Genomic DNA, 26,683 nt, shown 5'->3' on the forward strand with positions numbered 1-26,683 from the left:
CTTATTGCACGTCGAGCGGTTCCGTGCCCGTAACCTGGCCGGAAGCGTCGGTGGTGATCTTCTCCACCCGGGCTTCGGCCTGGCGCAGCAGCTCCTCGCAGCGCCGCTTCAGAGCTTCGCCGCGTTCATAGATCGCGACCGATTCCTCAAGCGGGACCTTGCCGTCCTCCAGGCGCTTGACGATGGATTCGAGCTCCTCGATGGCTCGCTCGAAGGAAAGCGTCTTCACATCGGCAAGGGCATTTTCGGCCATCTGGATTTTCCGGAATCGATTGTTTGGCGCGGGTCATGAGGAGGTTTTTCGGGCCTAACGCGGCAGAATGTCACGCGCCCATGAGTGCGGTGACATGCGCCGCCACCGACTCCTGCAACCCTTGCAGATTATAGCCGCCCTCGAGCACCGAGACAATTCGGCCGCCTGCGGTCGCGTCGGCGATATCCATCAATTTGCGGGTCACCCACCCGAAATCGTCCGCATCCAGGTTGAGACTCGCCAGCGGGTCGCGACTGTGCGCGTCGAAACCGGCGGAGATGACCAACAGTTCGGGCGCGAATGTCTCCAGCCGCGGCAGGATCAGGTTCTCGAACGCGGAACGAAATTTGGCCCCGCCGTCGCCCGACGCCAACGGCGCATTGACGATGGTATCGTGATCGCCGCGTTCGCCGCTGGCGCCGCTGCCGGGGAACAGCGGCATCTGATGCGTCGAGCAGTACATCACCGTTCGGTCGGCCCAGAAGATATCCTGCGTACCGTTGCCGTGATGTACATCGAAGTCGACCACGGCCACGCGGCCGATGCCGTGCTTGCGCTGGGCGTGGCGCGCCGCGATCGCCGCCTGGTCGAAAAAGCAGAAGCCCATCGCTCTGCCGGTCTCGGCATGATGTCCCGGCGGGCGCGTGGCGACGAACGCGTTGCTCGCGTTGCCGGCGATGACGGCCTCGGTCGCCGCGATAGCGCCGCCGACGCCGCGCATCACCGCCTCCCATGTCCCCGGCGACATCGAGGTGTCGCTGTCGAGATAAACCAGACCCTCCGCCGGAGACCTGTGCCGGAGTTCGCCTATGTAATGCTCGTTGTGACAGAGCGCGACCGAATCCAGCGAGCCTTCCGGCGCCTCGCCGCGTGCCAGACTCTTGAAGCGATCTTCGGCCAGCACCTCATCGATGGCGCGAATCCGGTCCGGCCGCTCCGGGTGACCGAGCGGCATCAGATGATCGAGACTGGCGGGATGCGTGAGAACAAGCGTTGTCATGCCATATCCTGACCGCCGCGCTGGCATCGCGCGCGGCGGCGAAGGGTCAATCTACCGGGTTGCGCGAGGTTCCGAAAGGGTGCCGTTTTGTTCCGCGCCGAGGCTGTCATTCTTTCTTGCGCGTGAAAAATGCCTGGAACGCGGCGATCGCTTCCTCCGAGTGCAGCCGTTCGGCGAACAGGTGGCTTTCCCGGTCGATCCGGCGCGTCAGCTCCTCCGGTGGCGGTTTCAGCAGCTTGCGCGAAAGGGCGACGGCTTCCGCCGGCAGCGCGCAGATATCGCGGGCGACTTTTCCGGCCTCGGCCTCGGTGTGGCCCGGCGCGACCACGGTGTTGACGAAACCCGCCTCGCGGGCCTCGTCCGCGCTGAGCGTGCGGCCCATCACCAGCATGGCGAAGGCGCGCTGATGGCCCATGGTCCGCGGCGCCAGCAGGCTGGACGCGCCTTCCGGCACCAGACCGAGATGGATGAAGGGCGTCGAGAACGTCGCCGTCCTGGCGGCGAGGACGTGGTCGCAGTGGAACAGCATGGTGGTGCCGATGCCGATGGCGATGCCGTCCACCGCTGCGATCAGCGGCTTGGTGTTGTGCACCAGCGAGTATAGGAACGTCACGGCGTCGGAGGCGCGGGGCGCGCCGCCGCCGGATGTGCTGTCCTTCAGGAAGTCGTCGAGGTCGTTGCCCGCCGTGAACACGCCCGAGCCGCCGGTGATGACGATGCAGCGGATCGCCGGGTCGTTTTGCGCGCTGTCGATCGCATCGCTCATCGCGCGATACATGTCGCGGGTGATCGCGTTCTTCTTCTCGGGGCGCCGCATGGTGATGACGCGGATGGCGTTGTCGTCGCTGACGATGAGGTGTCCGGTCATGACGTGCTCGCTGTCCCGTGCCGCGCGATTCAAGAGAGCAAAACCGCATCGGCGCTGTTTACGGCATCGGCGCCGTCGATTACCGTGCGCTCCAGCGCCGGAGCCTGTACCGCGACGTTTTCGGCGAAGAAGCGCGTCAGCGTGACGTAACGCCGGGAATCGCCGAACTCGTCGCCGAGGTCGCGCGCCGCGAGCGCTTCTTCCGCGAGCTTGCATCCGCCGAGCGTCGATCCGAACAGCCGCAGATACGGGGTCGCGCCGGCCAGCGCATCGTTCGGCGACGACACCAGCCTTTCCAGCAGCCATTTGCTGGCGCGTTCGAGAGACCCGAGCGCGTCGCGCAGTTTCGTGCCGGTGGCGCCGAACGCGGGATCGTTCGAGGCTTCCACGCGCTTGACGGTCGCCGACAGTTCGTCGAGCAGCGCCCACACCGCCGCGCCGCCGTCGCCGCCGAGTTTTCGCGTCACCAGATCGATCGACTGGATGCCGTTGGTGCCTTCGTAGATCGAGGTGATGCGCGCGTCGCGATAGTGCTGCGCCGCGCCGGTCTCCTCGATGAAGCCCATGCCGCCGTGAACCTGAACGCCGAGAGAAGCGACCTCGTTGCCGATGTCGGTCGAGAACGCCTTTGCGACCGGCGTCAGCAGCGCGCCGCGGGCGGCGGCGGCGGCGCGTACGTCAGGATCGGTGGCGCGCGCCGCCACATCCAGCGCGACGGCGGTGGCGTAGCAGATGGTGCGGGCGGCGGCGGTGAGCGCGCGCATCTGCATCAGCATGCGCTTGACGTCGGGATGCACGATGATGGCGTCCATGCCGTCGCCGGATTTGCCGACGGCGCGGCCCTGCTTGCGCTCCTGCGCATAGGCCAGCGCCCGCTGGTAGGCGCGTTCGGCGACGCCGACGCCCTCGAGTCCGACGCCGAGCCGGGCCTGATTCATCATCGTGAACATGCACTGCATGCCGCGATTTTCCTCGCCGATCAGGTAGCCGACGGCACCGCCTTCGTCGCCCATGGTCATGGTGCAGGTCGGCGAGGCGTGGATGCCGAGCTTGTGCTCGATGCCGCTGGCGTGGATGTCGTTGCGCGCGCCGAGCGAGCCGTCAGCGTTGACGAGAAATTTCGATATCAGGAACAGCGAGGTTCCCTTGGTGCCGGCCGGCGCATCTGGCAACCGCGCGAGCACGAAATGCACGATATTGTCGGTCATGTCGTGGTCGCCATAGGTGATGAAGATCTTGGTGCCGACGATGCGGTAGCTGCCGTCGGCCGCGCGTTCGGCCCGGCTGCGTAAGCTGCCGACATCCGAACCCGCCTGCGGCTCGGTCAGTTGCATCGTGCCGCTCCATTCGCCGGACACCAGTTTTTCGAGATAGATTTTCTTCAGCGCGTCGCTGCCATGGGCGGTGAGCGCTTCGATCGCGCTGAGCGTCAGCAGCGGGCACAGACCGAACGCGATATTCGATGCGCTCCAGATTTCGGTACAGGCGGCGTTGATTGCGAGCGGCAGTCCCTGTCCGCCAAAATCCTCCGGTCCGGAGACGGCATTCCAGCCCGCCGCGGTCCAGCGCCTGTAGGCGGCGGCCCAGCCCGGTGCGGTTGTCACGCGGCCGTCTTGCAGCCTGGCGCCGTGCTGGTCGCCGGTGCGGTCGAGCGGCGTCAGCACCTCGGTTGCGAACCGGCCGGCTTCCTCCAGCACCGCTGCCGTGATGTCGGCATCGTAGTCGCCGTAGTGGCCGGCCTTGACCGCGGCCTGCAGCCCCGCGCCATGGTTGAGAGCAAGGAGCATGTCGCTGATCGGTGCGCGATAGGTCATGACGGTGCCTCGCGAAATGGCCTGACAGGGGCAGGCCTCCCGCCATATTGTGAGCCATGAGCGGTATTCCCACGAAACCGGGCGGCTCTCAACTCTTTCAGGCAGTGCGGCGATGCGGCCCGGCCTCAAGGCCGGTTTCGGCTCGACGGCCGTTTCCAGACCGGACCAGACGGCGCAGGTTTTGAAGCGGACCAATCCGCCTTCGGGCGTCTCCAGCCGGTTGAAAAAACAGGGTTCTCTCTATAGACCGTCGGGGCCCGAGGGAATCCGCGAAACGAGGTTTCGTGCGCTCCGGGCCGTTGGGGCGTAGCCAAGCGGTAAGGCAGGGGATTTTGATTCCCCCATGCGGAGGTTCGATCCCTCCCGCCCCAGCCATCTAGTCCGATATTTCCTGGAATCTCCGAAGAATTAACGAAAAGGCCCACCGATAACGGGTTTTTGTGCATTCAGCTTTCGCCTCCGCGCGCCCCTTTTACGGTCATAGGCATTTGAAATACCAAACGTCTCCGGCTGACGCCCCGAATATTCCCGTTTTTGGGAAGCCGAGACCGGAGACACCGTTCGATCCAGACTGCCGCCGGAGAGCGGCAGTCCATTTCTGCATTGGATAATGGAAATCCGTCTGTTTAGGGCGTGCACTCATTAATTTTAATTCGCAGCCATAGCCGGATGGACGCAAGCGGACAAGCGATGGCAATTGGCAAGAACACTATCTGCCTATGGTACGACAAGGATGCCGAGGCTGCAGCCCGCTTCTACGCCGAGACTTTTCCTGATAGTTCGGTGAGCGCCGTCCACCATGCCCCCGGCGACTATCCGTCCGGCAAGGCGGGCGACGTGCTGACGGTCGAATTCACCGTCGCCGGCATACCCTGTCTCGGTCTCAACGGCGGCCCCGCGTTCAAACACAACGAGGCTTTCTCGTTCCAGATCGCCACTGACGATCAGGAAGAGACTGACCGCTACTGGAACGCCATCGTCGGCAATGGCGGCCGAGAAAGTGCGTGCGGCTGGTGCAGGGACAAATGGGGCATCTCCTGGCAGATCACGCCGCGCGTGCTAACCGAGGCGATGGCTGCCGGCGGCGACGAAGCAAAACGCGCGCTCAGTGCGATGATGACCATGAAGAAAATCGACGTCGCCGCGATCGAGAAGGCACGGTGGGGCTGATGGGTCCCAAGTTGGCCCGCGTTGCTTCGGCGATCCTGGTAATCGATCGTGCAGCCGGCCTTGCCGATCGCGCAACGTTGCATTTGGGGCCGGGAGCAGACAGTCCGGTCATGGAGAAATCTGGCGGTAAGCGGCCATTCTCCAACCGACCTCATCAAAGACGTCAGAACGCCCGAAACTCGGGCGCCGAAGCGGACATCATAGGATCGAGCTTGTAGATCGTTGTGGTACCTTCCCCACTGGGCCGTGCGGAAGATCGCCTCGTTTGTGAATCGAAGGAACGCGATATCAATCCATGGTGCTGATTACCGCAAGTCATGCGGTGTTTTGCGCTTAGCCTGAATCCTAGCCACCACGATATGGTACTCCACCTCGGATCCGGCCGGTACCTTTCGCTCCACACTGATCTGCTCGGAAAGGTGTGGTTGATGGCCACTTCGATCGGTGAGGTCGAGCACCAAGAGGAAACCAAAGCGCACGCCGGTCGTCAGGTAGCCCGTTGCCTGACCAGCATACCGCTTCGCCAGAGCGGCATTGTCGGGCACGTTGTCGTCCTTCTTCACCTCGACGGTCGACTTTACGCCACGGTACTCGATTGCAATGTCAGCGCGGCCGCCACCGGAATCTCTGACTTCGGCTCGGAACGATGGCGCGTCCGACGCCGTGAGGAACCTTAGAAAATCCAGTTGAAGGTCGTGCTCGACCGGCAGATCGGCGCCGCGTCGGAACACGTATTCGCTCGACGGATCGGTGCTCTTGCCGATGTTGGCGCGAAAATCCAGAAACCGCAGGATGAGCGTGCACATGAGTTCTAGCAACGCTCGGGGGTGCTCTCGCTTGTAGTCGGGACTGTCCGAGAGCTTCTCCATGACAGCGGTCCACAGGGCGGCCACCTGCTGATTGCGATCGATACCCACGTCGAGCTGCGCTGCTGTCATTGCGGCAGTAGCTTCGTCGAGGCCGGCGTGTGTGAGGAAATCGACCAGCCGACCTCCGGTCGATTCGTCGAAAGGGCTGCGATGGAGGGCCCCGGCCAGTGATTGCTGTACCGTATCGCGCAACTGTCCGACGTTTAGCGCCAGGTCGCTGTCAGCTTTCTCGGCGAGCCACTGATCCAAGGTCTGCAGGTAGTATCGCCGTTTCCGCAGCGAATGGACGAGTGCCTCCCGTCCAAGAATATCGGCGCCATTGCCATCGGATCGGGAGAACACCTTTTCGCTGGCGAAGAAGATCGAGAGCAGTTCGTCCTCGATCACGATGGCCGCTTGCAACCAGATGTCCTTCGTAAACGTGTGAGCGATCATGGCCAGTTTGGTGGCCATCGACAGCCAGTGGAAACGCTCGCGGGATGACGTCCCGAGCCATGATTCCGCAGAGTGACGATCCGTAGCATAGGCCGAGTACTCTATGGCGGCGCGCCGAAGTTTCGGCAAATCGAGTGAAAGTTCGGAATGCAGCCCCCTGGCCTGCACATCGATCAGGACCGACGTGCAGATCTCATAAAGCGCGGCATCCGAACGCTCTTCGCTCATGGCGAGCGAACGGCGAAACCAATCCTGCGCGGCCGCCAACGCCGACGTTAGTGCATCGTAGGTTCTGGCCAGCAATCCTTCCTGTAGCCGATCGAGCCCCAGTTCGAGTGCGGCCTCGTCCGATGCCGCGTCGACTTCGACCAGCCGAGAGAGAAGGTCCCGGAAATCGTCGTCGGGGTATCGGCGCAGGATGGCGCCAGCAACCTTCGCGACGTGACGCAGATAGGCGCTGTCGTCGTCCGCCGTGACGTCCAGGAGGTACGACTGCAGGCGCCTTACCAAGCTGGGATCGCCCTGCGCCACGGCCAGTGCGCCACGTAACGCCTGCGATCGCATCCACCTATGCTCAGACCGGGACTCGAAACGGCTGCGGAAGATCTCCCACGCACCGCGGCCGAGAGCCTGCGGTATCGCGGGCAGTTCGTCGAGGCAGTCGACCATTTCGGCAACGGAGGTGGCGTCGTTCTCTCGCTCGAGTATCCGCAGCAACGCGCGCTGAACGGCGGCCGCGGTCACCCAACCGGTCAGCCAGCAGAACGCGTCGGCGCGTGCGGTTTCGGAAGGCAGGGCCTCGATCGCGGCCAGCAGTTCCTTCTCTTGAGCCGTCCCCGGATCTGGGATGGGCGTGCCGTCCGTCGTCAGGAGCTCGAATCTGTCTTCCATCGTCCCACCGGTCAGAAAAGGTATTCATCCCCCTTGGCGTGCAGTCGATGATCGCTAGATACAACCGCCTCCACGGCCTTGCGAGCGATGGTGCCGATAATGACCTGAACGCCTCCGATGTCCTTTGCAGCAGATGAAACGCTATCGAGCATCTGCTCAAAGTCCTCGTTCACGACCTCTTCCGATGCCGGCGAGTCGATGATCAGCAAGCCAGGATGCCGGCCATGCCCGCGACGCTTGGCCACCTCCACCGCCGCCAACGAGATGGCGATCTTGATACGCAATTTCTCGCCCATCGTCAGGTTGCTGAAATAGATATCGGCGCCGCCTTGGTGGACCTTCAGCTTCCCGCCGCCGTCGAGGTGCATGCTGGTGACGTGGGATACACCGAACTTCTTGGCGAGAGACATCACTGAATCGGCGATCTCCGTCAGGACGTCCGACTGCATAGAGGTCATTAGCGTCTTACTGACTTCGGTAGCGGCGCGGAGGATCTTGAGTTCGCCCTGCGTCTCGGTTTCGTCGTTGGCAGGCGATTGCAGTGAAGCCACCAGTTCCCGAAGCTGCTGGGTCTGGGCCTCCAGCTGCACCACGACGAGTTCGGGATCCGTCGGCAACGTGGAGATGGCGTCCTGAAGGTTTCGTACTCTGCTCATTCCGACGCGGAGCCGTTCGGTCGCGTCCCTTGCTGTCTTCTCGCTGGCTTTGAGCTTGGCCTTGGCGATCTGGAGCGAAGTGGCCAGTTCCTCCACCAAGGTCTGGGCGTCCTGGATGCGATCGCTGTCCAGATCCTCTTCGTGGACCGGGAGGTCGTTCTTGCACAAGGCGCAGGTATTGCCATCCGAGTGCTGAACCGCCGTCGCGGCCTTCTCGAACGCCGCCTCGCAGGCGGGGCAGCAAGTCGGGCTGAGCTGACGGAACGAGTATCCTGCCGACCGCTCGTCCTCAAGCTGCTTGAGCCTTCGACGCGCGTCGTCGTAGCTGGCTGTGACGGACGCGACGGTCGCCGTGTCCGCCTCGAAGGTGACCCGAGCGGTCTCGGCCGCCTTCCTATCGCTCGCGATCTCCTCGTCGAGCCGCGCCAGTTCTAGCCTTTTTGCGGCGCGGTCATCGGTGCCGCGAGCCTTCGTCGCCTCCGCGAGCTGGCCCTCAACCTCGATAAGCTTGGCATTGAGCACCGCGCTCACGCCGGACTGATCTGGCCGACCTGACAATCCCTGTTCGATTTGCTTCTGCGCGGTCAACGCAGCGCTATAAGTAGAGACCCACGGCAATCCGATGAACAGTTGGAGCAGGCGAAGCGGGAGCCCGTCGATGGGTAGGTCACCGAACAGTGCCTTCGGCTCGATGGAGCTCGACAGGAAGAATGTCGAAGCTATCAGGGGCCAGCCATGGGGATGACCGCCCGTATTCTTGTTGTGGGCGTAGATCACCGGGAAATCGAGCTCCTCCATCATCAGGTGCTCGGTCTGCGACTTCAGCCCGTCCCCAGCGTCGCCTTCGTAGAGCGTGATCCACTGACCGTCGCTATCGCTCCGGCTCAACGTGGCTCTGCCCTCCGCCGTCTTCTCCTCGCCGGCGGCCTTGCGCAATTCCAAGCGATGCAGGACGTTGTCGATGCGATACTGGATTTCGATGGCCTCCAGCCACTTCCAGACGTCGGGCTTCACCCGGCCGGGAAAGTCGCCGCGGATTGCGGCTTGGAGAAGGTTCAGGACGGACGACTTTCCTCGCAGATTGCGCTCAGACATCACGGCCCAGATGCCAGTTCCCAGGCCCGACCAAGATAGATCGAACAGTCCGTCGCGCTCGGACTCGGCACGAACACCCGTCAACTTGATGCTGTCGAAGCGAAGGCTCTTGGCACGCGGCGGCGTTGTCTGAGCGCGAATACCATACTTGAGCAGCACGCTTCGAACATTCGACTCTGGACTGGTGCTGTCCTCAGCGATGGCCTTGATCCAGCCGTACTCGGTTGGCTCGATGGTCCGTTCCTTGCTCATGGTTCCAACCCGACGATCTTGGCTAGACGTTGTTCGACCTGCTCCCGGACGGTTGGTATCACGTCGCCAGGGATGGTGTTTCCATACTCGGGGTGCTCGTATTGCCATTCCTTCAGGGCAGAACCGCTCTTGCCGCTGGCGACCCGCATGACCAACGCCAATCGGTCGCGATACCACGCCAACTCCGGGTGATCCTGAACGCACTTTTCGAGGAACGAGATCGCCTTTGGCGATATTAGATATTCGTACCGACGAATCTTGCCGTCATCACCAGCGAGCTTCATGGGTCTGGCTAGGCCATAGTAGCTCAGCATGGCGAGCGCATCCTCGACATTCTGGTAGGCACCGTGTCGCCAGCGGACCATCCGCACCAGTCTGACGGAAGGCTCGTCATCGAGGAAGATGCGCTGAACCGCCTCCAGCAGCTCGGGATCGCCGGTCTCCTCATAGAGATCCAGCAGGGCGTCGCCCAAGTAGTCAGGATAACGGACGAGGAAGTCCATGGCCATCAAGCGCTTTTCGGCTCTGAAGACCTTCACGACGTCCTCGGTGGGCTTGTCGGCGTCTTCGCCACCCGCAACCAATATGAAGAGCAACCGAAGCGCGTCGCGGTGTCGAGAAGTCGGTTCGCGCGCTGCTAGAGAAGGCGGCGTGTGTTCGCCCTCTGCTCCCTCTCCTTCAACCAAAATATCCATATCAGCAATTGCCCCAATAGCTGCCGGGCCGATGATATTCCAAATGTTCAGCTTTCGCCAATCTTGGCAGCCTCCACTCTCGATAGAGGAAAGCAGTTTTTTCCTGAGAATCCGGGACGATTTCTTCGGGCGAGCTCGATATAGTGCGGGCAGCAACTCGGTTAGATGCAATATTATCCACGCCGACCGCGAAGCACTGTGCATGACGGACGAGATACCGCGTCACAACGCATCGGAGAGCGAGGTACGCGAAACTCGCCGTCTGTTTTATGTTGGCTTCACCCGTGCACGGTACGAGATCCATCTTATGTTCGGGGAATTCAATCCGTCCCAGTTTGTAACCGAGATCGAGGAGCGCCGGTCCGCCTCGTGAAAGGCTTCGCCGAAGTCGGCGATTAGCGACTATCAAAATGGGCGATACGCGCAATGTCTGTTCACCGATTCCCGCCGCCGAAAGCCGACCTTCACTTAACGGCCTTGAAGTCAGTAATCGGACGATTGTCAGCTATCCCAAGTTCCTGCCCCAAAGCCGCCAGTCCGCTTTCCACCCATGTCGGAGCTGAAGAGCAACGGCGCTAGGCGCTGGGAGCGGCCATCCAGCATCGCCGATTGACACGCACCCGATTCAGATTTCAGTTCGCTCGGCCAAGAGCAGCGCATCCTCGACGTCTACACCGAGGTAGCGCACGGTGTTCTCGATCTTGGTATGGCCGAGTAGGATCTGTACAGCGCGCAGATTGCCAGTCGCCTTGTAGATCATTGATGCTTTCGTTCGTCGCAGCGAGTGAGTGCCATACTCTGCTCGTCGCAGACCAATCGCAGTTACCCATTCATCGACAAGGCGGGCGTGTTGCCTCGTGCTCATGTGGTGCGCCTGGTTAATCCGGCTCGGGAATGCATGGTCGTCGACTGTATGTCAATCGGCGCCGAAGTTTGACCCCGTATCGGCGTCCAAATTTGACCCCTTTGATCGACGGGGTTTAGCGGTAGCGCTCGGTCCGTCGGAGCTGGCCGGGATTGCGGAGACGGAGCGAGCGCGGGTTGTTTGATCATCGTCGCGGCTTTTGAAGCGCCAGCTGTCGTTGCCGGTTTCGACGATGTCGCAGTGGTGGGTCAGACGATCGAGCAGCGCGGTGGTCATCTTGGCGTCGCCGAACACGCTGGGCCATTCGCCGAAGGCGAGATTGGTGGTGACGACGATGGAGGTGCGCTCGTAGAGCCGGCTGACGAGATGGAACAGAAGTTGTCCGCCGGATTGGGCAAATGGCAGGTAGCCGAGTTCGTCGAGGACGATGAAGTCCATTCGGGTCAGATGCTCGGCGATACGACCCTGGCGTCCGTTGCGGGTCTCGATCTCGAGACGATTGACGAGGTCGACGACGTTGTAGAAGCGCCCGCGGGCACCGGATCGAATGCAGCTTCGGGCGATGGCGATGGCCAGATGGGTCTTGCCGGTGCCGGTACCGCCGACCAGAACGGCATTGCGTTGCTGGGCGATGAAGCCACCGCCGGCGAGATCATTGACCAGCGTCTGGTTGATAGGGGTGCCCTCGAACTGGAAGCCATCGAGATCCTTGGCGAGCGGCAGCTTGGCGATAGTGAGCTGGTATTTGATCGAACGCGCCTGCTTCTCGTTGATCTCGGCATTGAGCAGGTCGCCGACAATGCGTTGCGGTTCGTGCTGGCGCTTGACGGCGGTCGCCATGATCTCGTCGAAGGCGGCCTTCATGGCATAGAGCTTGAGTTCGCTCATGAGGTCGAAGAGTTGAGTGCGTTCCATCAGACCGGTCTCCTGAGGTTGTCGTAACGGGCACAGTCAGCGATCGGCGCATGGCGCAAGGTCAGCGCCGCCGGGGTGAGGATGTTGGCTGGTGGCGCCGGCTCACGCTGGCGGGCGAGGATGTTGAGAACGACATCGGCGGAATGGACACTGTGGGCGATCGCCTCGGCACAGGCGGCCTCGACTGCCGGCAGTCCGTCGGTCAGCACCGCGTTGAGGATGTCGACCATCTGCCGATTGCCATCGTCGGCACCGGCGAGCTTGCGCCGCACACGCTCGATCGCGGCCGGCAGCACCCAGTCCTTGAACGGGGCGCCGTTGCGCAACGCGCCGGGTTTGCGAGCCAGCACCGGCACATAATGCCAGGGATCGTAGGTCGTCTCGCCGCGGCCGAATGAACGCGGATGCTCGGCGACGATGCGTCCGTCCTGGCGGATCACGATGCGGTCGGCATAAGCTTGCACTTCGACGGGCCGCCCGACGGCGTTGGCCGTAACCGAGTATTTGTTGTTGTCGAAGCGCACCAGGCAGGTCTTCGAGACGGATGCCGGCACGGCATGGAATCCATCGAACCGGCCGGCATAGGGAACGAGCTTCGGCCGCTCGGCTTCGAACACTTCCCAGACCGTCTGTTCGGTCAGTTCCGGATGACGGTGCGCCTTGGCGTAGGCGATGCACTTATCCAGCAGCCAGGCGTTCAACTCGTCGAGGGTTTTGAACCGCAGCCGCGGCGTGAAGAAGCGCTCCCGGACCAGCCCAACCTGGTTCTCAACCTGGCCCTTCTCCCAGCCTGAGGCCGGCGTGCAGGCGACCGGATCGACCAGGTAATGGCTGCACATCTGCATGAAGCGGCGATTGTAGAGACGCCCTTTGCCGACGAAGATCGTCTCCACCGCGGTCTTCATATTGTCGTAGATGCCGCGGCCGCAGGTGCCCTTGAACAGAGCGAAGGCCCGGTCGTGGGCGTCGAACACCATCTCCTGCGTCTCGCGTGGATAGGCGCGAGCGAACAGCATCCGGCTGTGACAGAGCCGGACATGAGCGACCTTCACGATCACCGTCACGCCATGCAGCAGGACAACCTCATGGCTCCAGTCGAACTGGTAGGCTTCTCCCGGTGCAAAGCTCAGCGGGACATAGGCCGCCGCCGTCGATTGTCCGCGCTCCTGGCTCCACCGTCTGGCGTAACGTCGCACCGCATCGTAGCCGCCGTCATAGCCGCGCCCGCGAAGCTCTTCGAAGACCCGGATCAGCGTCAGCTGTTCGCGAGCGGACTTCGCCGCGTTCGACGCCAGCAATCCGTCGAGATCAGCGGCCCATCGCCCCAGCTTCGGCCGCGGCTGCACCGCACGTTCGTACTCGAATGAGGTCTCCCCAGACCGCAACACCTTGCGGACCGTGTTCCGCGACACCTTCAGGTCGCGGGCGATCTCCTTGATCGTCTTGCCCTTGATGAAGTGCTCGCGGCGTATCCGCGCAATCGTCTCCACGATCAGCATCCCCAACCACCTGCTTCGTTCCAAAGCAGGCAGCGCAACAGACCAACCTATCGGGGGTCAATTTTGGACGCCGATCCCCCGGCTCAGGGGGGCAATATTGCAGGCCGAATAACAGACTGTACCGCCGCGCCTCTCGAGCCAGGCTAGGAGACTGGCCCGCACGTCGTTGGTCAGCTCGAACTGTACGGGGCGGCCCGTCTTCTGCTGGACGACAATCGCACGCATGTGTATTTCCGGCCCAGCGACCAGGTCGCCAATCTTGATTTTGACCAAGTCACAGCCGCGTAGCTTGCTGTCGATTGCCAGATCGAAAAGAGCGCGGTCACGAACGCGCCCTTCATGATCGAGGAAGAAGCGAATCGCCCAGATTTGTTTTTGTGTGAAAGGCCGCTTCGTGCCAACTGTCTTTACCGGCATTCCAAGCGGCTCGGCCCTGAGTGGCAGGATCATATTGAGAATAACCCATTTCAGTTCTCCTTGACCGTGATTGGCCTATGGAGAAACGAAAACGCCCGAGCTACAGCTCGGGGGCGGAAGGAGACGGTCAGCTTATCGACAAAAGGCCTGCCGAAGCGGACAATTCCTAGGCCCGCACACCGGCGAGTTCGGCCCGAAGCCCTCAGCCCTCATCAGATTGGCCATTTGGCGAACTTCCGCGATCGCCCCAGTTTTTGACATTCGGCGCTACGGGTCGAACTTTCGAAATGCATTCGTTCGGGACGATCTTCTTCACGCTCTGGTGCATGGGCGACGACTGTCTCAGTGCTTGCTGGCATAGCAAATCAAGTCGAGGAGCCGAAGAAGCGCTGGTCCCCTCGGGGAAAGACGATAGCGCAGCAGCTCGCCACGCTTCTCCAGCCTTGTCGCGAATTCCGGCACGGACTTAAGCGCTCGATTGTTGTTGTACTTGCGTACCGCAAATCCCTGGTCCGCAGTCACGGCGGCGATCTCATCGCATGTCGCGGCACGGCCAATCTTTCGCAGGGCGCGCAGCGAACGATGCAATTCGGATAGGCTCTGGCGTCCATCCGGTAAAGTATCGATTGTGCTGACCAACTCGTCGATACGACGGAAGTAGGAACGCACATCGGAGTCATTTCGGACAACGACATCAGCGATCTCATTCGCGACGCGCAGCGCTCCGAAACGCATCTGCTCCTCGTCGAGGCGGGCAAACTCCCCAAAAGTCCGGGCGTCGCCGGGGCGCGCCCGCTTGACGTGTCGCTCGAAACGGGTACGGGGATCGGCCTCGATCAATACCACCCGCGCCGCCGGCAGCATCGAACGCAACCGCATGACCTCTTCAACCGTTCGCATGCCAGTTACAATGTTGATGTCGGCGTTCTCCCGCGCGATATAGTCGGCGGCTCGCTTCGCCACGATGTCCCAACTCCGTTTTTCGAGGAAGGTCATCGCGTCAGCCGAGTTGCTGATTGTGATCCCTTCTTCTTCGGCTATTTGTCGCAGAAGGGTGCTACCCTCGAGCGCGAAAACTGCCGTGCGCTGCCCCATCAAAAAGTCGCCAAAAGTAGATTTGCCAGCGCATTTATGGCCGATCACGATAAGCACGTCGCGCCGATTCAACGGAAGAAGCGAAAGCTGACTTCCAACCTCCCCCTCCGCGTCCGCTGCTTGGCGTACCACATGGTTCCATCGTCCAAGGTTGATAATGGCGTTCAGCTCCTCCAGCCGCTCGATTAGCAGTGTAAGAGACTTTACGCGGAAGTCGTATGGGAGCGACTCTTCGAACTCCATTTCACCTAGTCGCCGGTTAGTCCCCTCGGGGACGAACCATCCATTGAACGTATCTGGCGTGAGCCAAGGATATTGCGGCGAGGTAGTGAATGCCGGTGGGGCCTCTGCAACACATCCCGACGTTTCGCCGTGGAAGAAAACCGGCCGCGACAGAGTCGGCAGCCGAAGCGCAATATCGGACTTCACCGTACAACGTCGGTCGCCTCCGCGCAGCGCGATTTGGCGATCAAGTTCCACAAAACTCGTTTCCGAGAACCACTCCTTAACGCGCGTTCCGGGATAGTCTGTCGCGCCGCTCAGCGCCTCGATTCGCAGTGACGTATCCTCGACGAACAAGACCGAGCGGCGTTCAAACTCCTGGCTGACCTGCTTCAGTGCCTGGGTGAGTAGCCCCTGTGTGTCGAGGGAATAGTCTTCGCCATAGGGTTCGTGCTGACTGCGATAATGGGTGAGCTGATACCCACTACGCATGAAGATTAGCCTAGCCTGGATCAGCTTGTCTGCGTTCGAGGTGTAGAAAAAGATTCTGAGAAGCCGTTGAAACCGGAAGACGTCGCCATATCGAAACCTCATGCGGATTCGTCCCGCGAAGCTCTCGCGCCGTGATTCAGACCGCCATGACATCCTAGCCAACGTGCATTGTGTGCGGCACAAACCGCCCGTAACTCGGCGACAGCACGCGTATCACTGGCTGCGAAGATTACATATACGATTGGACCCATGCTGCTCATGCCCGCAGCATAGCCCTTTGTGCGAAAGTCCTCCAATAGCTCGATGACATTCTCGCCGCACCGTTCGATCTCAAGATGCTTGAAGCCCTTGTAGGAAATCGAAGCAAGCGAGGACGCAAGCAGTTTCAAATCCTCAAGACGAAATGCAGGCAGGATCCCGTGATACAGCGACGCCATTGTTTCAAGCGCATCGTCGGGCGCGATGGGCGCATTCTCTTCAAAGAAGCGCTGCTCTTCCGAGCCGTGCGATAATTCGCCCTTGGGTAGGCACAAGCCGACTCGCCATGAAGCTGGAAAAGGCAGCCGAAGCATCAGAACGGGTGCTGAGGTGGCCGCTCTCGCACCAGAGGGAAGCAGATGATCGATCTCCTCGGCGGGTCTACCCGCGTCCCACAATACGCCGCCCTCAAAGAAACCGTGAATGCCGATGCCCGACGCCCCGCCACGTCCGCTCAGACTTTGCTGCTCAGCCCGATTGCCTGGAAGCTCAACTAGGTGGTGATATGCTAAGATGACCGCGAGCTTAAGGGCAGTCTTTGTGCCGAGACCAATATGCTGAATCGCGTGACTATGGATGATAGCCTGAACCCGTCTTTTGCCCGCTTCGGCCAGCGTCTCGAGGAGAGCCGTCAACTCAGACTGGCATGACCTGTCCAAGTCGCTCGCCCCCTCTAACGACATTACGGGCGCACACCTTAGTTCAACGTCGGCGGCAATCTTGTCGAGCATGAAGCCGACACCGCCGAATGCGCGGGGCGATGCAAAACCCATATCAGCTAGGGCAATATGAATGCGCGACCCCGCGCTCACTCGGACAGCCAACTGTTCACTCCTGCGCTGCCGGCGCGGCAGCTTGCCATGTCGCCTCAAAATGGCTGTCCAAATGGTCGAACATGAAACCGCCTCGATGCACGAGGATGGTAGGCGAGTTGCGGCTTCGCTCCGTCATCAAATACGGACCCCAGAAGATCTCGTCATCAATCCGCAATAGGTTGATCGCAGGAATGGAGCGCATACGGCGCACCTGGAACTTGACGCGATCTATATCTTCATCGGTATCGACGGCTGCTTGGAATGCTTCGATGTCGGCGCGAATTTCCCCCCTTGCGCCGCCTTCCTCAAGGTCGCGGTAATCAGCGAGGCTCTGTGCTTTCGTCGGGAAATCTGGATCCAGCATAAGAACTCGCACATTGGCCCTACGTGACCACTCTGCGAACTCGCGGGCGTAGTCCTCACGGAAGGACGACAAGCCTAGACCGATCAGGTCGATCCGCTTCGCCGACCTGAGACGACGGTCGTATTGTTCCTTGATCCGCACCGAACGATGCGGGAAAACGCTTGAGATGCCGGCACTCGCTATCACCTCAAGCCTGTTCTGCGTCCGCTCGGTTAAGCGGATGTAGAGGTATAGCGCCATCCCGGCGATACCCGTCGCAAGCAGACCGCCACCCACGCTTTGTGCAAGTGTTGCACCGAACACTCTTTCACCCTCGGTTGTCATGCAGAGCATGCCCCCGAATACTAGGACCAAATGAACGCCAAGCCACATCAGGCTCGTCGGCGACCACCAAGACCGCATTTTCTCCCCTTCCACGAGCCCAACAAGGCGAACTGCACACACGTAACGAGCCTGTATCCGCGCTGCGAATCATCGCTAGCTTAAACGGAGTATTTATAGGCGTTAAACGCTTTGATAAAATATCAATCCGACATTCTTTCATAGTAGGCACGTGAGAAACTCAGCTATCAGCCAGAAATAAGCGCGAATGATAGTCTCCCGCCTTGCTGAATTTTCGGAGCCGTTAGCGGAACGTGGCTTCGTTGCGAAAATGCAGCATAGCTGCCGTTATCGTGGCAATATCGCCGATCAAGCTTCCACGGTCATAGGGTCTTGCAAGTCAGCAACGATGCAAGTCGTTCGTGGTTTCGAATTTCACCGCTTCCGACGATCCTTGTGGATGTGTCGTCACAATCCATTGCTGCAAAAGGCGGTACCCGCCAATCTGGCAGTGGATATGGCGACTCACCTCATCAAATCTTTGACTGTCGGTTTTCTACGGCGCTGGAAAGCCGGATTAACGCGGGCCTTTGGTGTGGCCGGAGCGATCTGGCTGGTCACTGAAATAGTGACTCGTGTCTCCAGCTCGGCGAACGATTGGCTGACCGCCAACGGAGACGTTTACTTGGGCGGCGTCCTGCTCGCAGGGGCTATGTGGTTTGTCGCCTACTCCTACGAGCAGCGAAAGGTGAAATTTCGAGTTCCGACCACAAACAGCTACATCACAATCAAGTTCGGTAACCTATTCGAAGAAAGGTCAGACTGGCTAATTGGCGTTAACGAGTTCTTCGACGGCCGTCTTGGACAAGTGATCGCAAAGACCTCCGTCCACGGGCAGTTCATCACTAACGTATTCCACGGCGACGAGACGCGATTTCGAGAAGCAGTGACGGCAGCTCTGGCTGGCGTGCCTTGCACATCCACTGCCAGGATGAACTTGCCAGCGGATTCCTACGAGATTGGCACCACGGCCGTCGTTGCTAACGGGTCACAGAAGGCGTTCCTCGTGGCTATGTCCCGAACCGACCTTGTGACGCATAAGGCTGGATCAACGGTGCCCATGCTTTTCGAAGCGATGAAGGGCGCGCTCGAATCAGTAAAGAACTATGGCAACGGCGAACCGCTGGCGTTGCCGCTAATCGGCAACGGCCTTTCCAGCGTCAACTTAGAGCCGCAACACCTGCTCAGGCTCATCACGCTGGCTTTGGTGGACTTTGGGCGAAAAGTCAGCTTGCCCAAGCAAGTGACCATCGTGGCACCCGAGGGATGCTTTGAACAGCTCGATATCCGTGAAATCAAGCGAGATTGGATGAAGCGCTAGTGGCTTATCGAAACGGCACCTATATTGCGTTCCACGCAGAGGGTAACTCTGACCCTACCGCGTCAGACATTAGATACTACCGCACGCTGAAGATGTGGCACACCAACGATAATATCGAATTCAAGTTCGTGAACAGCCACGAGAAGGTCGCCGCCGTGCGGGACACAAGTCAGGCAGCGACTATCAAGCGGAGCCTGAGGGCGAGACTCGATAATTCAAAAAACATGGTCCTCATCATCGGTCAGCGGACTAGGTTCGATATGGACTTCGTGCCTTATGAGATCGCCTACGCGGTGGACACTTGTCGCATCCCCATTATCGCTACATATCCGGGGCAATCTGTGATCCGTGTCTCCAACGCGCTGAGGCCGCTGTGGCCCGAGGCGCTGCGGGAGAGGATAGACAACGGCGCGGCTAGCGTCATCCATATCCCGTTCAACCAGAAGGCGATTGACGACGCCATCGGCCAGTTCAGTCACAACAAACTCCCGTTCGGCGGAGGGATCGGTATCTACAGCGATGACGCCTATAGGTCGTTTGGGCTGCTCTAAGGCAATAATGGTCCTTGCTAAGGCTGGAGGCTCATACTGTCCTTATGATCCGCGGACATCGGCGGCAGATTCCAATAATCGCGACTCTATCCATGGACTTTTAGCTTCCGGCAATCGGCTTAATTGTTCGTGGCGGAGCGCTTCTTCTGGGCGATGGTGGGAGGGAGCCCAACGACCATCACAAGGGCTCGACCTACGGCTTCGCGGTCAGCGATGTCTGCTTTTGGGCTGTGGTAAAGACGCCCTTAACGGCAAACATGGGGCGCAAAGAAGACGTCGATCCCAGGCTCTTACTTTTCTGTCGCTTCCCGCTGCTTGGACCACGAGAGCGGTAAGGTTTTAGGGATCGCCACCAAAGTTGGCGTGTTTCCCGCTCCTCCCATAATTACTGCTTCTGCGATTGATGGCGATAGAAATGCGAGGCGCAGCTGTTGGCGGATGATCTTGGGATGGAGTCTGACGTCTTTAGCGAGCGCCTCGATTGAATCGTAGCGACCGGAGGCGAGGTCGTTGAGCCAGGCGTGGGCGCGGACGATCGCCTGGAGAAGCTTGGGATCGGATTTACTCTGGTCCGTGGGCTCGATGACCGTGGCGGCGTTGGTTTTTGCTACTTTCCAGGGAATCTCGATCGGACGCCCGGCGTAGGCCGGCTTCATCGCGATCCGGATGTGGTTGGCGTTGATGACGGCGCAGTCGACGCCGTCGAAGATGTCGGATGCAGCAGTGTGGCCGAGGTTGAGCCGCTCCCGAATGGTTCGCTCGATCAGTTGCTCGATCTCGGTGGCCGGCACCCGCTTGACCGATCCGGCAAGGTGCTTTCGCCCGCGCAACGCCGTGCTGACGTAGAAACGATATCGGACGCCGTTCTTTCTACTGAAAGTCGGACCCATCCGGTTGCCACGATCGTCGAACAGTTTGCCGGCCAGCGGTGCGTTGTTCGCAGATTGGCCCTTCGGCCGATCGACGGTGTTGGATTTAAGCTGGTCCTGGACGCGAGTGAAGGTGGTGCGGTCCAGGATTGCCTGGTGCTCGCCCTTGAACCATTTGCCGCCGTGATGAATCTCGCCGAGATAGATGCGGTTTTTCAGGAGGTAGGCGAGGGGGCCATAGGTGAAGGGAATCCCGCCCTGATACTTTTTGACCTCGGTCTTGCGGCGCTTGGTGACAATCTGCCGCTTGTCGAGCTCGGGGATCAATTTGTTGAGTGATCCTGTCTGCAGATAAAGCTTGAAGATGGTCTGGACGGACTTGGCTTCGGCCCTGTTAATGGCGAGCTTCCTGTCCTTAATCTCATAGCCGAGCGGCACCGTGCCGCCGGTCCATTTGCCTTTCCTGCGGGAGGCGGCGATCTTGTCCTTGACCCGTTCCGAGGCGAGCTCTCGCTCGAACTGGGCAAAGGACAACAGCACATTCAGGGTCAAGCGCCCCATCGAGGTCGTGGTATTGAACTGCTGGGTGATCGCGACGAACGAGATCGAACGGGCATCGAAGGTTTCGACCAGTTTGGCAAAATCGGCCAGCGACCGGGTCAGGCGGTCGATCTTGTAGACCACGACCACGTCGACCTTGCCGGCCTCGATATCGGCGAGAAGTCGCCTCACGGCCGGGCGGTCGAGATTGCCGCCGGAATAGGCTGGATCGTCATAGCGGGCGGCAAGAGCTCGCCAACCCTGGGAGGCCTGACTCTTTATATATGCCTCGCAGGCCTCCCGCTGGGCGTCGAGCGAGTTGAACTCCTGCTCGAGGCCATGCTCGGTGGATTTGCGGGTATAGATGGCGCAGCGCAAAATGCCTCGGCGGTCAGTCGCCATTTGACGAGTTCCCCGAACCCGAGGGGGCCGTCGATGATCGCAACCCAAAGAAGCGCGGCCCATTCCATCTGGTGCCGGTGATTTTGCAGGCGATCTCGGACAGGCTCGCGTAGGTCTCGCCCTCGAATGCGAATCCCTCCACGGTGACCTTCACCCGATAGGTTGCGCCGCGCCAGGTTCGTACCAGCTCCGAGCCGGCCTTGATCCTGCGCGGCAGCTCCAATTTCCCGTTCGGTTTGCTCCGGGCTGCCTTGACCAGTTGTCTCAATAACCGGCTGCTCTCCTTGGAGAGACCGCCATAGGTGCGCTCCTGAATCCGCTGGGCGATGCTGCGGCGGAGCAGGTCCGGGCCAAAGGCTTTTGGCGGTTCAGCCCGGAACAGCTCGCGATACCGTATTCTGAGGTTCGCGATCGGCATCGTCGGGAGTTTGGCCAGCTCGGCTTCGACAACCCTATCGCTGCCGACGAGGCGTGCCGGCCGGATCATGACGACGCGCGACCCTTGATGCGATAGGTCCGGTCACTGCCGTCCTTGCTCGACTCGACCTTGAGTTTGAGCTTCTTTTTGACGACGCCGGACAGAAAGCCGCGCACGGAATGCGGCTGCCAGCCAGTGGCTTCGGTGATCTCCGGGATCGTGACGCCCTTCGGACGCTGGAGCAGGGCAAGTACCGAATCTTGCTTCGAGGGACTGGAGCGGTCCTTCACTCGGAGTGCGGCAACGACGGCCTTGGCCGGCTTGGTCGCCAATCCCGCTTTGGATTTTGTTTTATAGGTACGGCGTGAACGCGTTTTGGCGGCCTTTGCCGGTTTCGGTTTACGTTTGCTGGCAGACATTTTGATCTCCTCTGTCATCGGCACCATCAGGCGGTGCCACTGACACGACCTCGCCGACCCGGGCGAGGGTGGAGAAGTCCGTAAGGTGGCTCGCGGCTAGTCCGTCGCGAGCCGGTTCAGGAGAGAAGCCGCATCATGCAAGCGCCCTGCTTCATAAATGAGCTGCTCAATATCCATGGAGACCTCGAGACCCTCAGTGATACTGCCTGCGACCGCGCAAGCCTCCGCGGCCTTGGCAATTCGTGCCGCTTCGCTCAGTTTGTTATGGACCTCGGCAATGATGAGTTTGATCGCTGGTTCAATGCTGGCGCGCTCCATCGGGCCCTCCTTAAAAGTTGGACCCACTACCGCTCTGACGTCGCGCGAAGTCGAGCGGAAACTTGATAATCTTGTGGCGAAGACTGCGGGCACCGGATCACGATGTGATCGAGGGTGACCAGAGCGCGCGGAAGGTGGGTTTATTTCGCCGACGCGCGTCGAGGCTTGGCCGGCGGCTTGCCGGCTATAAGGTCTCGCAGCAATCTGACGGGATCAGCTCCAATGGCCCGCACGATCGCAACGAACTCGATAACGTCGATCCGCCGCTCGCCGCCTTCGTACTTGGCGACAAAGGATTGAGGGCGCTTGAGACGGCGTGCCAGCTCATGCTGGGTCAGGCCAGCCCGCTTGCGGGCAGCGACCATCAGGGCGCAAAAGGCGGCCTGGTCGGAGGAATGGACGGTCTTGTCGATCCCGCGGGCGGAAGCTGTCATCGCGCGGGCAAGCTGATCCCGAGACGGGATTATCCCAAAGCTAGAAAAGCTCGGATTCGTCGTCCAGGCTTCCGGACCTGCGGTGCTAATGGCGTAAATCGATCGTACAGCGCGATTATGTCCGAGGGACTCAATTCGCACTTTTAACGGTGGTAGCAGTCCGCCGTGCCAAGTGGCGCGTCAGACTATGCCAAGTTGGGCGCGTTCTATTTGGGGGCAACTTCCAGCGTGCACGAGCGTGGTTTGTTTGGACGCTTGGAAGGGGCTCCTTCGAAACGCAAGCTGCGGCGGTTATCGCCTGGCATAATCTTATGGCGAAGATTGGAGCCACAGGATCAGGATATGATCCTGTGGCCAGGCTACACGCTAGTGATAGTCGGTAACATCGCCTGAACGGTTACCCGACCCAGGAAAGCGTCTCATCATATCTGGAAGCATTGAACGCGAGTGCCTGCGTCAAGCTGTCGACCTGGTCATCATGCTTCCCTTGCGGAAATGTAAGCAACTCGGCCTCGAGGTCAGCCAGGAAAGGCGCTTGCTTGGGGAAATAAACGTGGCCAGCTTCGAACTTGGCCGCCTGAACGTAGAGGCGCGTGACCTTGTCACGATCGACCGGAATCGGTTGAACGCGGAAGCGCCCTGCCTGTCGGAGTTCCTGAGCGAGCGCGATGCCTGCGGACGCGTCTTCGATAAGAATGGCTGTCGGATTGTATCTTTCGGCTAAAGCGAGCGTCGACTGACGCAGCTTCGGATAGTCAAAGCGACCTCGCGTGACGTCCAATAAATAGTATTTACCCTTATCGACCAGCCAGGTGGTGCACACGGACCAGCTATTTTGCGCGCCCTCCTTGCCCGCGCAATCCCAACTCTGAATAATCCGTGCGCTGCTCGAGCCTTCGGGAGGGACATCGTAGTAACGAAGCCATCGCCGCTGGATCATCGCGCCGCCCGGCGGTACAGGGGCTTGTTGATCCTGCGCACTGAACGCTTCCGTCCCCATTTCCCGACGTAGATCCTCCAAAGTGGCCAGGGATTCGTATTTCTCGTGCAGCGCTTCACCGGCGTGACGCTCGTAGTATCGCGAATCGCCGATTTGAATGCGCTCGTCGACTTCAGCGATGGCCGGAAGACTGAGGACAGTCCACCGATCGGAGCTCTCGGTGAGGTAGCCGGTCAGGTCGCCAAGATGGACGCGCTGCATGACAACAATGATGGCGCTCTTTTCCTTGTTATCCAGGCGAGACACGAGCGTATTGGAAAACCACTGGTTTAATTGATCTCGCAAAGGCTGGGATTGTGCATCCACAGGCTTTTGAGGGTCATCGATGATAAACAGGTCTCCTCCCAGACCTGTCAGGGCACCCCCGACTGAGCTGGTTTTACGGAAGCCCTGCCCGGAGGTGTAGATGTTGGAGTCAGCAGTCCGCGAGACGATCATTTGCGGGAATGCTCTGCGATACCAATTCGACATCATGATGGCCCGACAATCGGCCGCATGCTTTGCCGCCAATTCGGCGCCGTAACTTAAGCAAATGATCCGCCGCCTCGGATCGTGGCCTAAAAGAAAAGCGGGAAACGCCACTGATGTTATGATCGATTTGAGATAGCGAGGCGGCAGATTAATGATGAGCCTGTTGATGTCGCCTCGCCGGATCCGCTCAAGCTGATAAGCAATCGCGTCAATGTGGTAGTTCGGAATAAAGGCCGATCCGGGATTTAACGTTCGGACGGAACGATGCACGAAGCTGGCAAAGTTGCTTCGCAGGATCGCATTGAAGAGGTCGATCTCATTTTTCATGGTTTTGCCATTCGCTTGTGTTAGTCTCTCCGTTCTTGGCTGCGAAGTCCTGTAAGAACGCTTCGACGACCGCCTTGTCGTCTGCGCTGAGTTCCGGCGCCTCTTGGGTCATTGAGGTTGCCGCCGCATGGCGGGCCAACAAAAATGCTGCAGTCTTCGTATTGCCTTTGAGAGAATCCTCAGCGAAGCGGTACAGCATTGCTTCTAAGACGGGAATCTTGCGCGTACCCCCGGGTCCCCTTACACCGACCATGCGATACAGTACGTCATCGAGCATCTTCGCTTCGCTTTTCCGTCCTCTTGGCCGGCCTCTTGGGTTGCCACTCTGACCGGGCTTGAATTGGTGTTCGACCGGTGGCTTGCCGTAGCCGACGTCAGGATTCCTGGCTTTGCGCAATATGCGGGCGCGTACCCGTGGCACACGTTTGGTCGGAGACGCCGTGCAGTTACTCCGCGCGTCGTCATCGCTGCGCTTGCTCATTTGCCACCTCCATCGGTAGATCGTTTTGCCTCAATCTCGTGGAATGTTAAGCCGCTGGCTTCGAGGATCGCATCCTGCCCAGTAAATTGCTGCCAACGACGAATCGCGACGTCGACATAGAGCGGGTCGATCTCGATGCCGAAGCCGCGTCGGTCAACCCGTTCGGCAGCAAGGATTGTTGTTCCGGATCCCATAAAGGGATCGAGGACAATGTCCCCGCGACGCGAACAATCCTTGATTGCATCCAGGACCAGTCCGACCGGCTTAACGGTCGGATGGACAGACAAATCATCCATCCGGCCAGCGCGGAATGTGTTTACGCCGGCGTACGTCCAGACGTTTGAACGATTGCGGCCGTGGCGACCTAATTCGATGTTATTCTGGTGTGGGGCATCACCGTTTTTAAAAACAAGGATGAGCTCATGTTGTGAGCGATAGAAGCTACCTTGCCCGGCATTGGTCTTGCACCAGACGGCGACATTCTTGAGCTCGCTGTAGACAGCGTGCCCCGCAGTCAGGGCCTCCGAGAGATGGCGCCAATCTATAAAGACGAAATGGATTGAACCAGGCTTTGAAAACTCTGAACAGAGCTCCATCCATTGTCGTTGGAAGTTCACAAATTGCTCGGGCGAGAGTTCGCCGGATGCGCGGGCGAATTCCCGATGCTTGATCTTCCCTCGCCCGACGATCTTGACGATGGAATCGTTGTAGGGTTGATCGGGTATAGCGACCGACGCGAAACAATCTTTCATGAGCGCTTGGTATGCCTTGCGACTGCAGGCATCTGCACAAATGAGTCTGTGGTCGCCTAATGTCCAGAGATCACCCTTGCGAGTGATGGCCTCCTTCGCCAGCAGGGGAGCGTCATCTGCTGGATCGCATTCTCCGTCGACCAGATCGACGAGCAAAGGTTCGATCTCAGCCGCGGAAAATCCGGTTATTTCGATATCGAGATTTATCTCAGGAAGAAGATCGGAGAGTTCGCCAAGCTCCTTGGCGAGGATTTTGCGGTCCCATCCGGCGTTGGCGGCGATTTTATTGTCCGCCAACATCAAGGCCCGCTTTTCGGTATCGCTGAGACCGCCGAAGACGATTACCGGAATCTTCTCTAAGCCAAGTTGCCGGGCGGCAAGTAGGCGACCATGCCCTGCCAGAGTAATGAGGTTCTCATCAACCAATAGCGGATAGGTCCAGCCAAATCGCGAAATGCTATTTGCGATTTGGCTGATTTGCCTTTTCGAGTGCGTGCGGACGTTACGAGGGTTCGGCTTAAGAGAGCCGACAGCGATGCATTGGATGTTATGCATACGACATCTCCTGCCAGCGAACTTCGCGGCCGCGCGCCGCTGTTCGCCAGCCATGGCTGGTCAATAATGTTTTGAAAAAGAGATCCTGGCGATCTCGGCGGGCTGCTTTACTGGGTCATTCTCTGCAATGGCCACATAACGGCCTGCCCAGTCGCCTGACCAGCTCATGGAGCATAGCCGAGTAATCGCCCAGCCCCAAGGTCCGACGATTCTCGTGAGGGCGATATGAATTAGTGATAGTTCGCGAGCGTAGTCAACATGAATCTATTTCGCGGGAATAGGCGTTATGGAACGCCAATGTCGCTCGTTGGTTACTGCGCCACCGACATCTCTAGTCGCCCAATGCCTGGAAAATTCATTGCAGGTCGGTGGATGTCGATCCCGAGAACAAAGCGACTCTCGGGCAACGGCTCCCAACGTCCGTCGGTGTCGAGTCGGTCGAGGCATAGTATTTCGGCCGACGATCGTCTATTTGAACAGCGAATTCGCACGCGAGCGTCCGTG

At 59.8% G+C, this 26,683-nt stretch carries 22 protein-coding genes, 1 tRNA gene and 3 pseudogenes; 4 read left to right on the forward strand and 22 right to left on the reverse strand.

Translation table 11 applies throughout. The features are described from left to right. Position 1: 1 nt before the first annotated feature. The 4 genes from NHAM_RS04030 to NHAM_RS04045 form a co-directional block, all read right to left on the reverse strand. Positions 2–253: an exodeoxyribonuclease VII small subunit gene (locus NHAM_RS04030; RefSeq protein ID WP_011509360.1), complete on the reverse strand. Its 252-nt coding sequence runs from the start codon at positions 251–253 to the stop codon at positions 2–4. 70 nt (positions 254–323) lie between these two features. Continuing rightward, the gene (locus NHAM_RS04035; protein ID WP_011509361.1) at positions 324–1,253 is read right to left on the reverse strand and encodes a histone deacetylase family protein; all 930 of its coding nucleotides are present in this window, start codon (positions 1,251–1,253) and stop codon (positions 324–326) included. A 106-nt stretch (positions 1,254–1,359) separates the two neighbouring features. Beyond that, positions 1,360–2,121, reverse strand: coding sequence for a crotonase/enoyl-CoA hydratase family protein (locus tag NHAM_RS04040; protein ID WP_041358714.1), 762 nt, complete (start codon positions 2,119–2,121; stop codon positions 1,360–1,362). A gap of 29 nt (positions 2,122–2,150) precedes the next feature. Beyond that, positions 2,151–3,935, reverse strand: a complete 1,785-nt coding sequence (locus NHAM_RS04045; protein WP_011509363.1) for an acyl-CoA dehydrogenase — start codon at positions 3,933–3,935, stop codon at positions 2,151–2,153. A gap of 300 nt (positions 3,936–4,235) precedes the next feature. Here NHAM_RS04045 and NHAM_RS04050 point away from each other — a divergent pair. Both NHAM_RS04050 and NHAM_RS04055 read left to right on the forward strand, forming a co-directional pair. After that, positions 4,236–4,310 (forward strand) — tRNA-Gln (locus tag NHAM_RS04050). Positions 4,311–4,631: 321 nt separating this feature from the next. Continuing rightward, positions 4,632–5,105 carry a VOC family protein gene (locus NHAM_RS04055; protein WP_041358716.1) on the forward strand — a complete coding sequence of 158 codons (474 nt, stop codon included), beginning with the start codon at positions 4,632–4,634 and terminating at the stop codon, positions 5,103–5,105. A gap of 305 nt (positions 5,106–5,410) precedes the next feature. Here the strand turns inward: NHAM_RS04055 and NHAM_RS04060 are convergent, their stop codons facing one another. The 10 genes and pseudogenes from NHAM_RS04060 to NHAM_RS04110 all read right to left on the reverse strand — a co-directional run bounded on the left by NHAM_RS04060 (position 5,411) and on the right by NHAM_RS04110 (position 17,264). Then, entirely contained in the window at positions 5,411–7,300 is a 1,890-nt protein-coding gene (locus NHAM_RS04060) for a hypothetical protein (protein ID WP_011509365.1), read from the reverse strand. A gap of 11 nt (positions 7,301–7,311) precedes the next feature. Continuing rightward, positions 7,312–9,303, reverse strand: a complete 1,992-nt coding sequence (locus NHAM_RS04065) for a hypothetical protein (protein WP_011509366.1) — start codon at positions 9,301–9,303, stop codon at positions 7,312–7,314. Continuing rightward, positions 9,300–10,154, reverse strand: coding sequence for a hypothetical protein (locus NHAM_RS04070; RefSeq protein ID WP_198136988.1), 855 nt, complete (start codon positions 10,152–10,154; stop codon positions 9,300–9,302). The genes NHAM_RS04065 and NHAM_RS04070 overlap by 4 nt, the downstream gene beginning before the upstream one ends. Positions 10,155–10,623: 469 nt before the next feature. Then, positions 10,624–10,911, reverse strand: a pseudogene (locus NHAM_RS24480) (tyrosine-type recombinase/integrase); the annotation flags it as partial. Positions 10,912–10,914: 3 nt separating this feature from the next. Then, positions 10,915–11,778 (reverse strand): IS21-like element helper ATPase IstB, encoded by an 864-nt coding sequence (gene istB / locus NHAM_RS04085; protein WP_011509368.1) that lies wholly within the window; start codon positions 11,776–11,778, stop codon positions 10,915–10,917. A gap of 8 nt (positions 11,779–11,786) precedes the next feature. Next, a pseudogene (gene istA / locus NHAM_RS04090) lies at positions 11,787–13,277 on the reverse strand (IS21 family transposase); the annotation flags it as partial. Between the two features lie 114 nt (positions 13,278–13,391). Continuing rightward, a pseudogene (locus NHAM_RS04095) lies at positions 13,392–13,743 on the reverse strand (integrase); the annotation flags it as partial. Positions 13,744–14,036: 293 nt separating this feature from the next. After that, a complete protein-coding gene (locus tag NHAM_RS04100; RefSeq protein WP_011509370.1) occupies positions 14,037–15,605 on the reverse strand; it encodes a non-canonical purine NTP pyrophosphatase in 1,569 nt (522 codons plus the stop codon). Beyond that, positions 15,602–16,585 carry a beta-ribofuranosylaminobenzene 5'-phosphate synthase family protein gene (locus NHAM_RS04105; protein ID WP_041358722.1) on the reverse strand — a complete coding sequence of 328 codons (984 nt, stop codon included), beginning with the start codon at positions 16,583–16,585 and terminating at the stop codon, positions 15,602–15,604. The genes NHAM_RS04100 and NHAM_RS04105 overlap by 4 nt, the downstream gene beginning before the upstream one ends. A 4-nt stretch (positions 16,586–16,589) precedes the next feature. Beyond that, the gene (locus tag NHAM_RS04110) at positions 16,590–17,264 is read right to left on the reverse strand and encodes a hypothetical protein (RefSeq protein ID WP_245269987.1); all 675 of its coding nucleotides are present in this window, start codon (positions 17,262–17,264) and stop codon (positions 16,590–16,592) included. A gap of 265 nt (positions 17,265–17,529) precedes the next feature. On the opposite strand from NHAM_RS04110, the gene NHAM_RS04115 reads away from it, so the two are divergent. Both NHAM_RS04115 and NHAM_RS04120 read left to right on the forward strand, forming a co-directional pair. Continuing rightward, a complete protein-coding gene (locus NHAM_RS04115; protein WP_011509373.1) occupies positions 17,530–18,642 on the forward strand; it encodes a macro domain-containing protein in 1,113 nt (370 codons plus the stop codon). Continuing rightward, positions 18,642–19,193 (forward strand): TIR domain-containing protein, encoded by a 552-nt coding sequence (locus tag NHAM_RS04120; protein ID WP_011509374.1) that lies wholly within the window; start codon positions 18,642–18,644, stop codon positions 19,191–19,193. The genes NHAM_RS04115 and NHAM_RS04120 overlap by 1 nt, the downstream gene beginning before the upstream one ends. Before the next feature lie 290 nt (positions 19,194–19,483). Here NHAM_RS04120 and NHAM_RS04125 read toward each other — a convergent pair whose 3' ends face one another. From NHAM_RS04125 to NHAM_RS04160, 8 genes are all read right to left on the reverse strand, one after another. Continuing rightward, entirely contained in the window at positions 19,484–21,004 is a 1,521-nt protein-coding gene (locus NHAM_RS04125) for a recombinase family protein (RefSeq protein ID WP_011509375.1), read from the reverse strand. Further along, positions 20,994–21,491: a DUF2924 domain-containing protein gene (locus NHAM_RS04130; protein ID WP_011509376.1), complete on the reverse strand. Its 498-nt coding sequence runs from the start codon at positions 21,489–21,491 to the stop codon at positions 20,994–20,996. The genes NHAM_RS04125 and NHAM_RS04130 overlap by 11 nt, the downstream gene beginning before the upstream one ends. Further along, positions 21,488–21,841: a DUF3489 domain-containing protein gene (locus NHAM_RS04135; RefSeq protein WP_011509377.1), complete on the reverse strand. Its 354-nt coding sequence runs from the start codon at positions 21,839–21,841 to the stop codon at positions 21,488–21,490. The genes NHAM_RS04130 and NHAM_RS04135 overlap by 4 nt, the downstream gene beginning before the upstream one ends. A gap of 96 nt (positions 21,842–21,937) precedes the next feature. Continuing rightward, positions 21,938–22,159: a hypothetical protein gene (locus NHAM_RS04140; protein ID WP_041357684.1), complete on the reverse strand. Its 222-nt coding sequence runs from the start codon at positions 22,157–22,159 to the stop codon at positions 21,938–21,940. Positions 22,160–22,299: 140 nt separating this feature from the next. Continuing rightward, positions 22,300–22,593: a helix-turn-helix domain-containing protein gene (locus NHAM_RS04145; RefSeq protein ID WP_011509379.1), complete on the reverse strand. Its 294-nt coding sequence runs from the start codon at positions 22,591–22,593 to the stop codon at positions 22,300–22,302. Positions 22,594–22,990: 397 nt separating this feature from the next. Further along, positions 22,991–24,391, reverse strand: a complete 1,401-nt coding sequence (gene terL, locus NHAM_RS04150; protein ID WP_011509380.1) for a phage terminase large subunit — start codon at positions 24,389–24,391, stop codon at positions 22,991–22,993. After that, positions 24,381–24,872, reverse strand: coding sequence for a DUF5681 domain-containing protein (locus NHAM_RS04155; RefSeq protein WP_011509381.1), 492 nt, complete (start codon positions 24,870–24,872; stop codon positions 24,381–24,383). The genes terL and NHAM_RS04155 overlap by 11 nt, the downstream gene beginning before the upstream one ends. Next, entirely contained in the window at positions 24,869–26,179 is a 1,311-nt protein-coding gene (locus tag NHAM_RS04160; RefSeq protein WP_011509382.1) for a site-specific DNA-methyltransferase, read from the reverse strand. The genes NHAM_RS04155 and NHAM_RS04160 overlap by 4 nt, the downstream gene beginning before the upstream one ends. Between the last annotated feature and the right edge of the window lie 504 nt (positions 26,180–26,683).

The sequence above is a fragment of the Nitrobacter hamburgensis X14 genome (genome assembly GCF_000013885.1).
GTDB lineage: Bacteria > Pseudomonadota > Alphaproteobacteria > Rhizobiales > Xanthobacteraceae > Nitrobacter > Nitrobacter hamburgensis.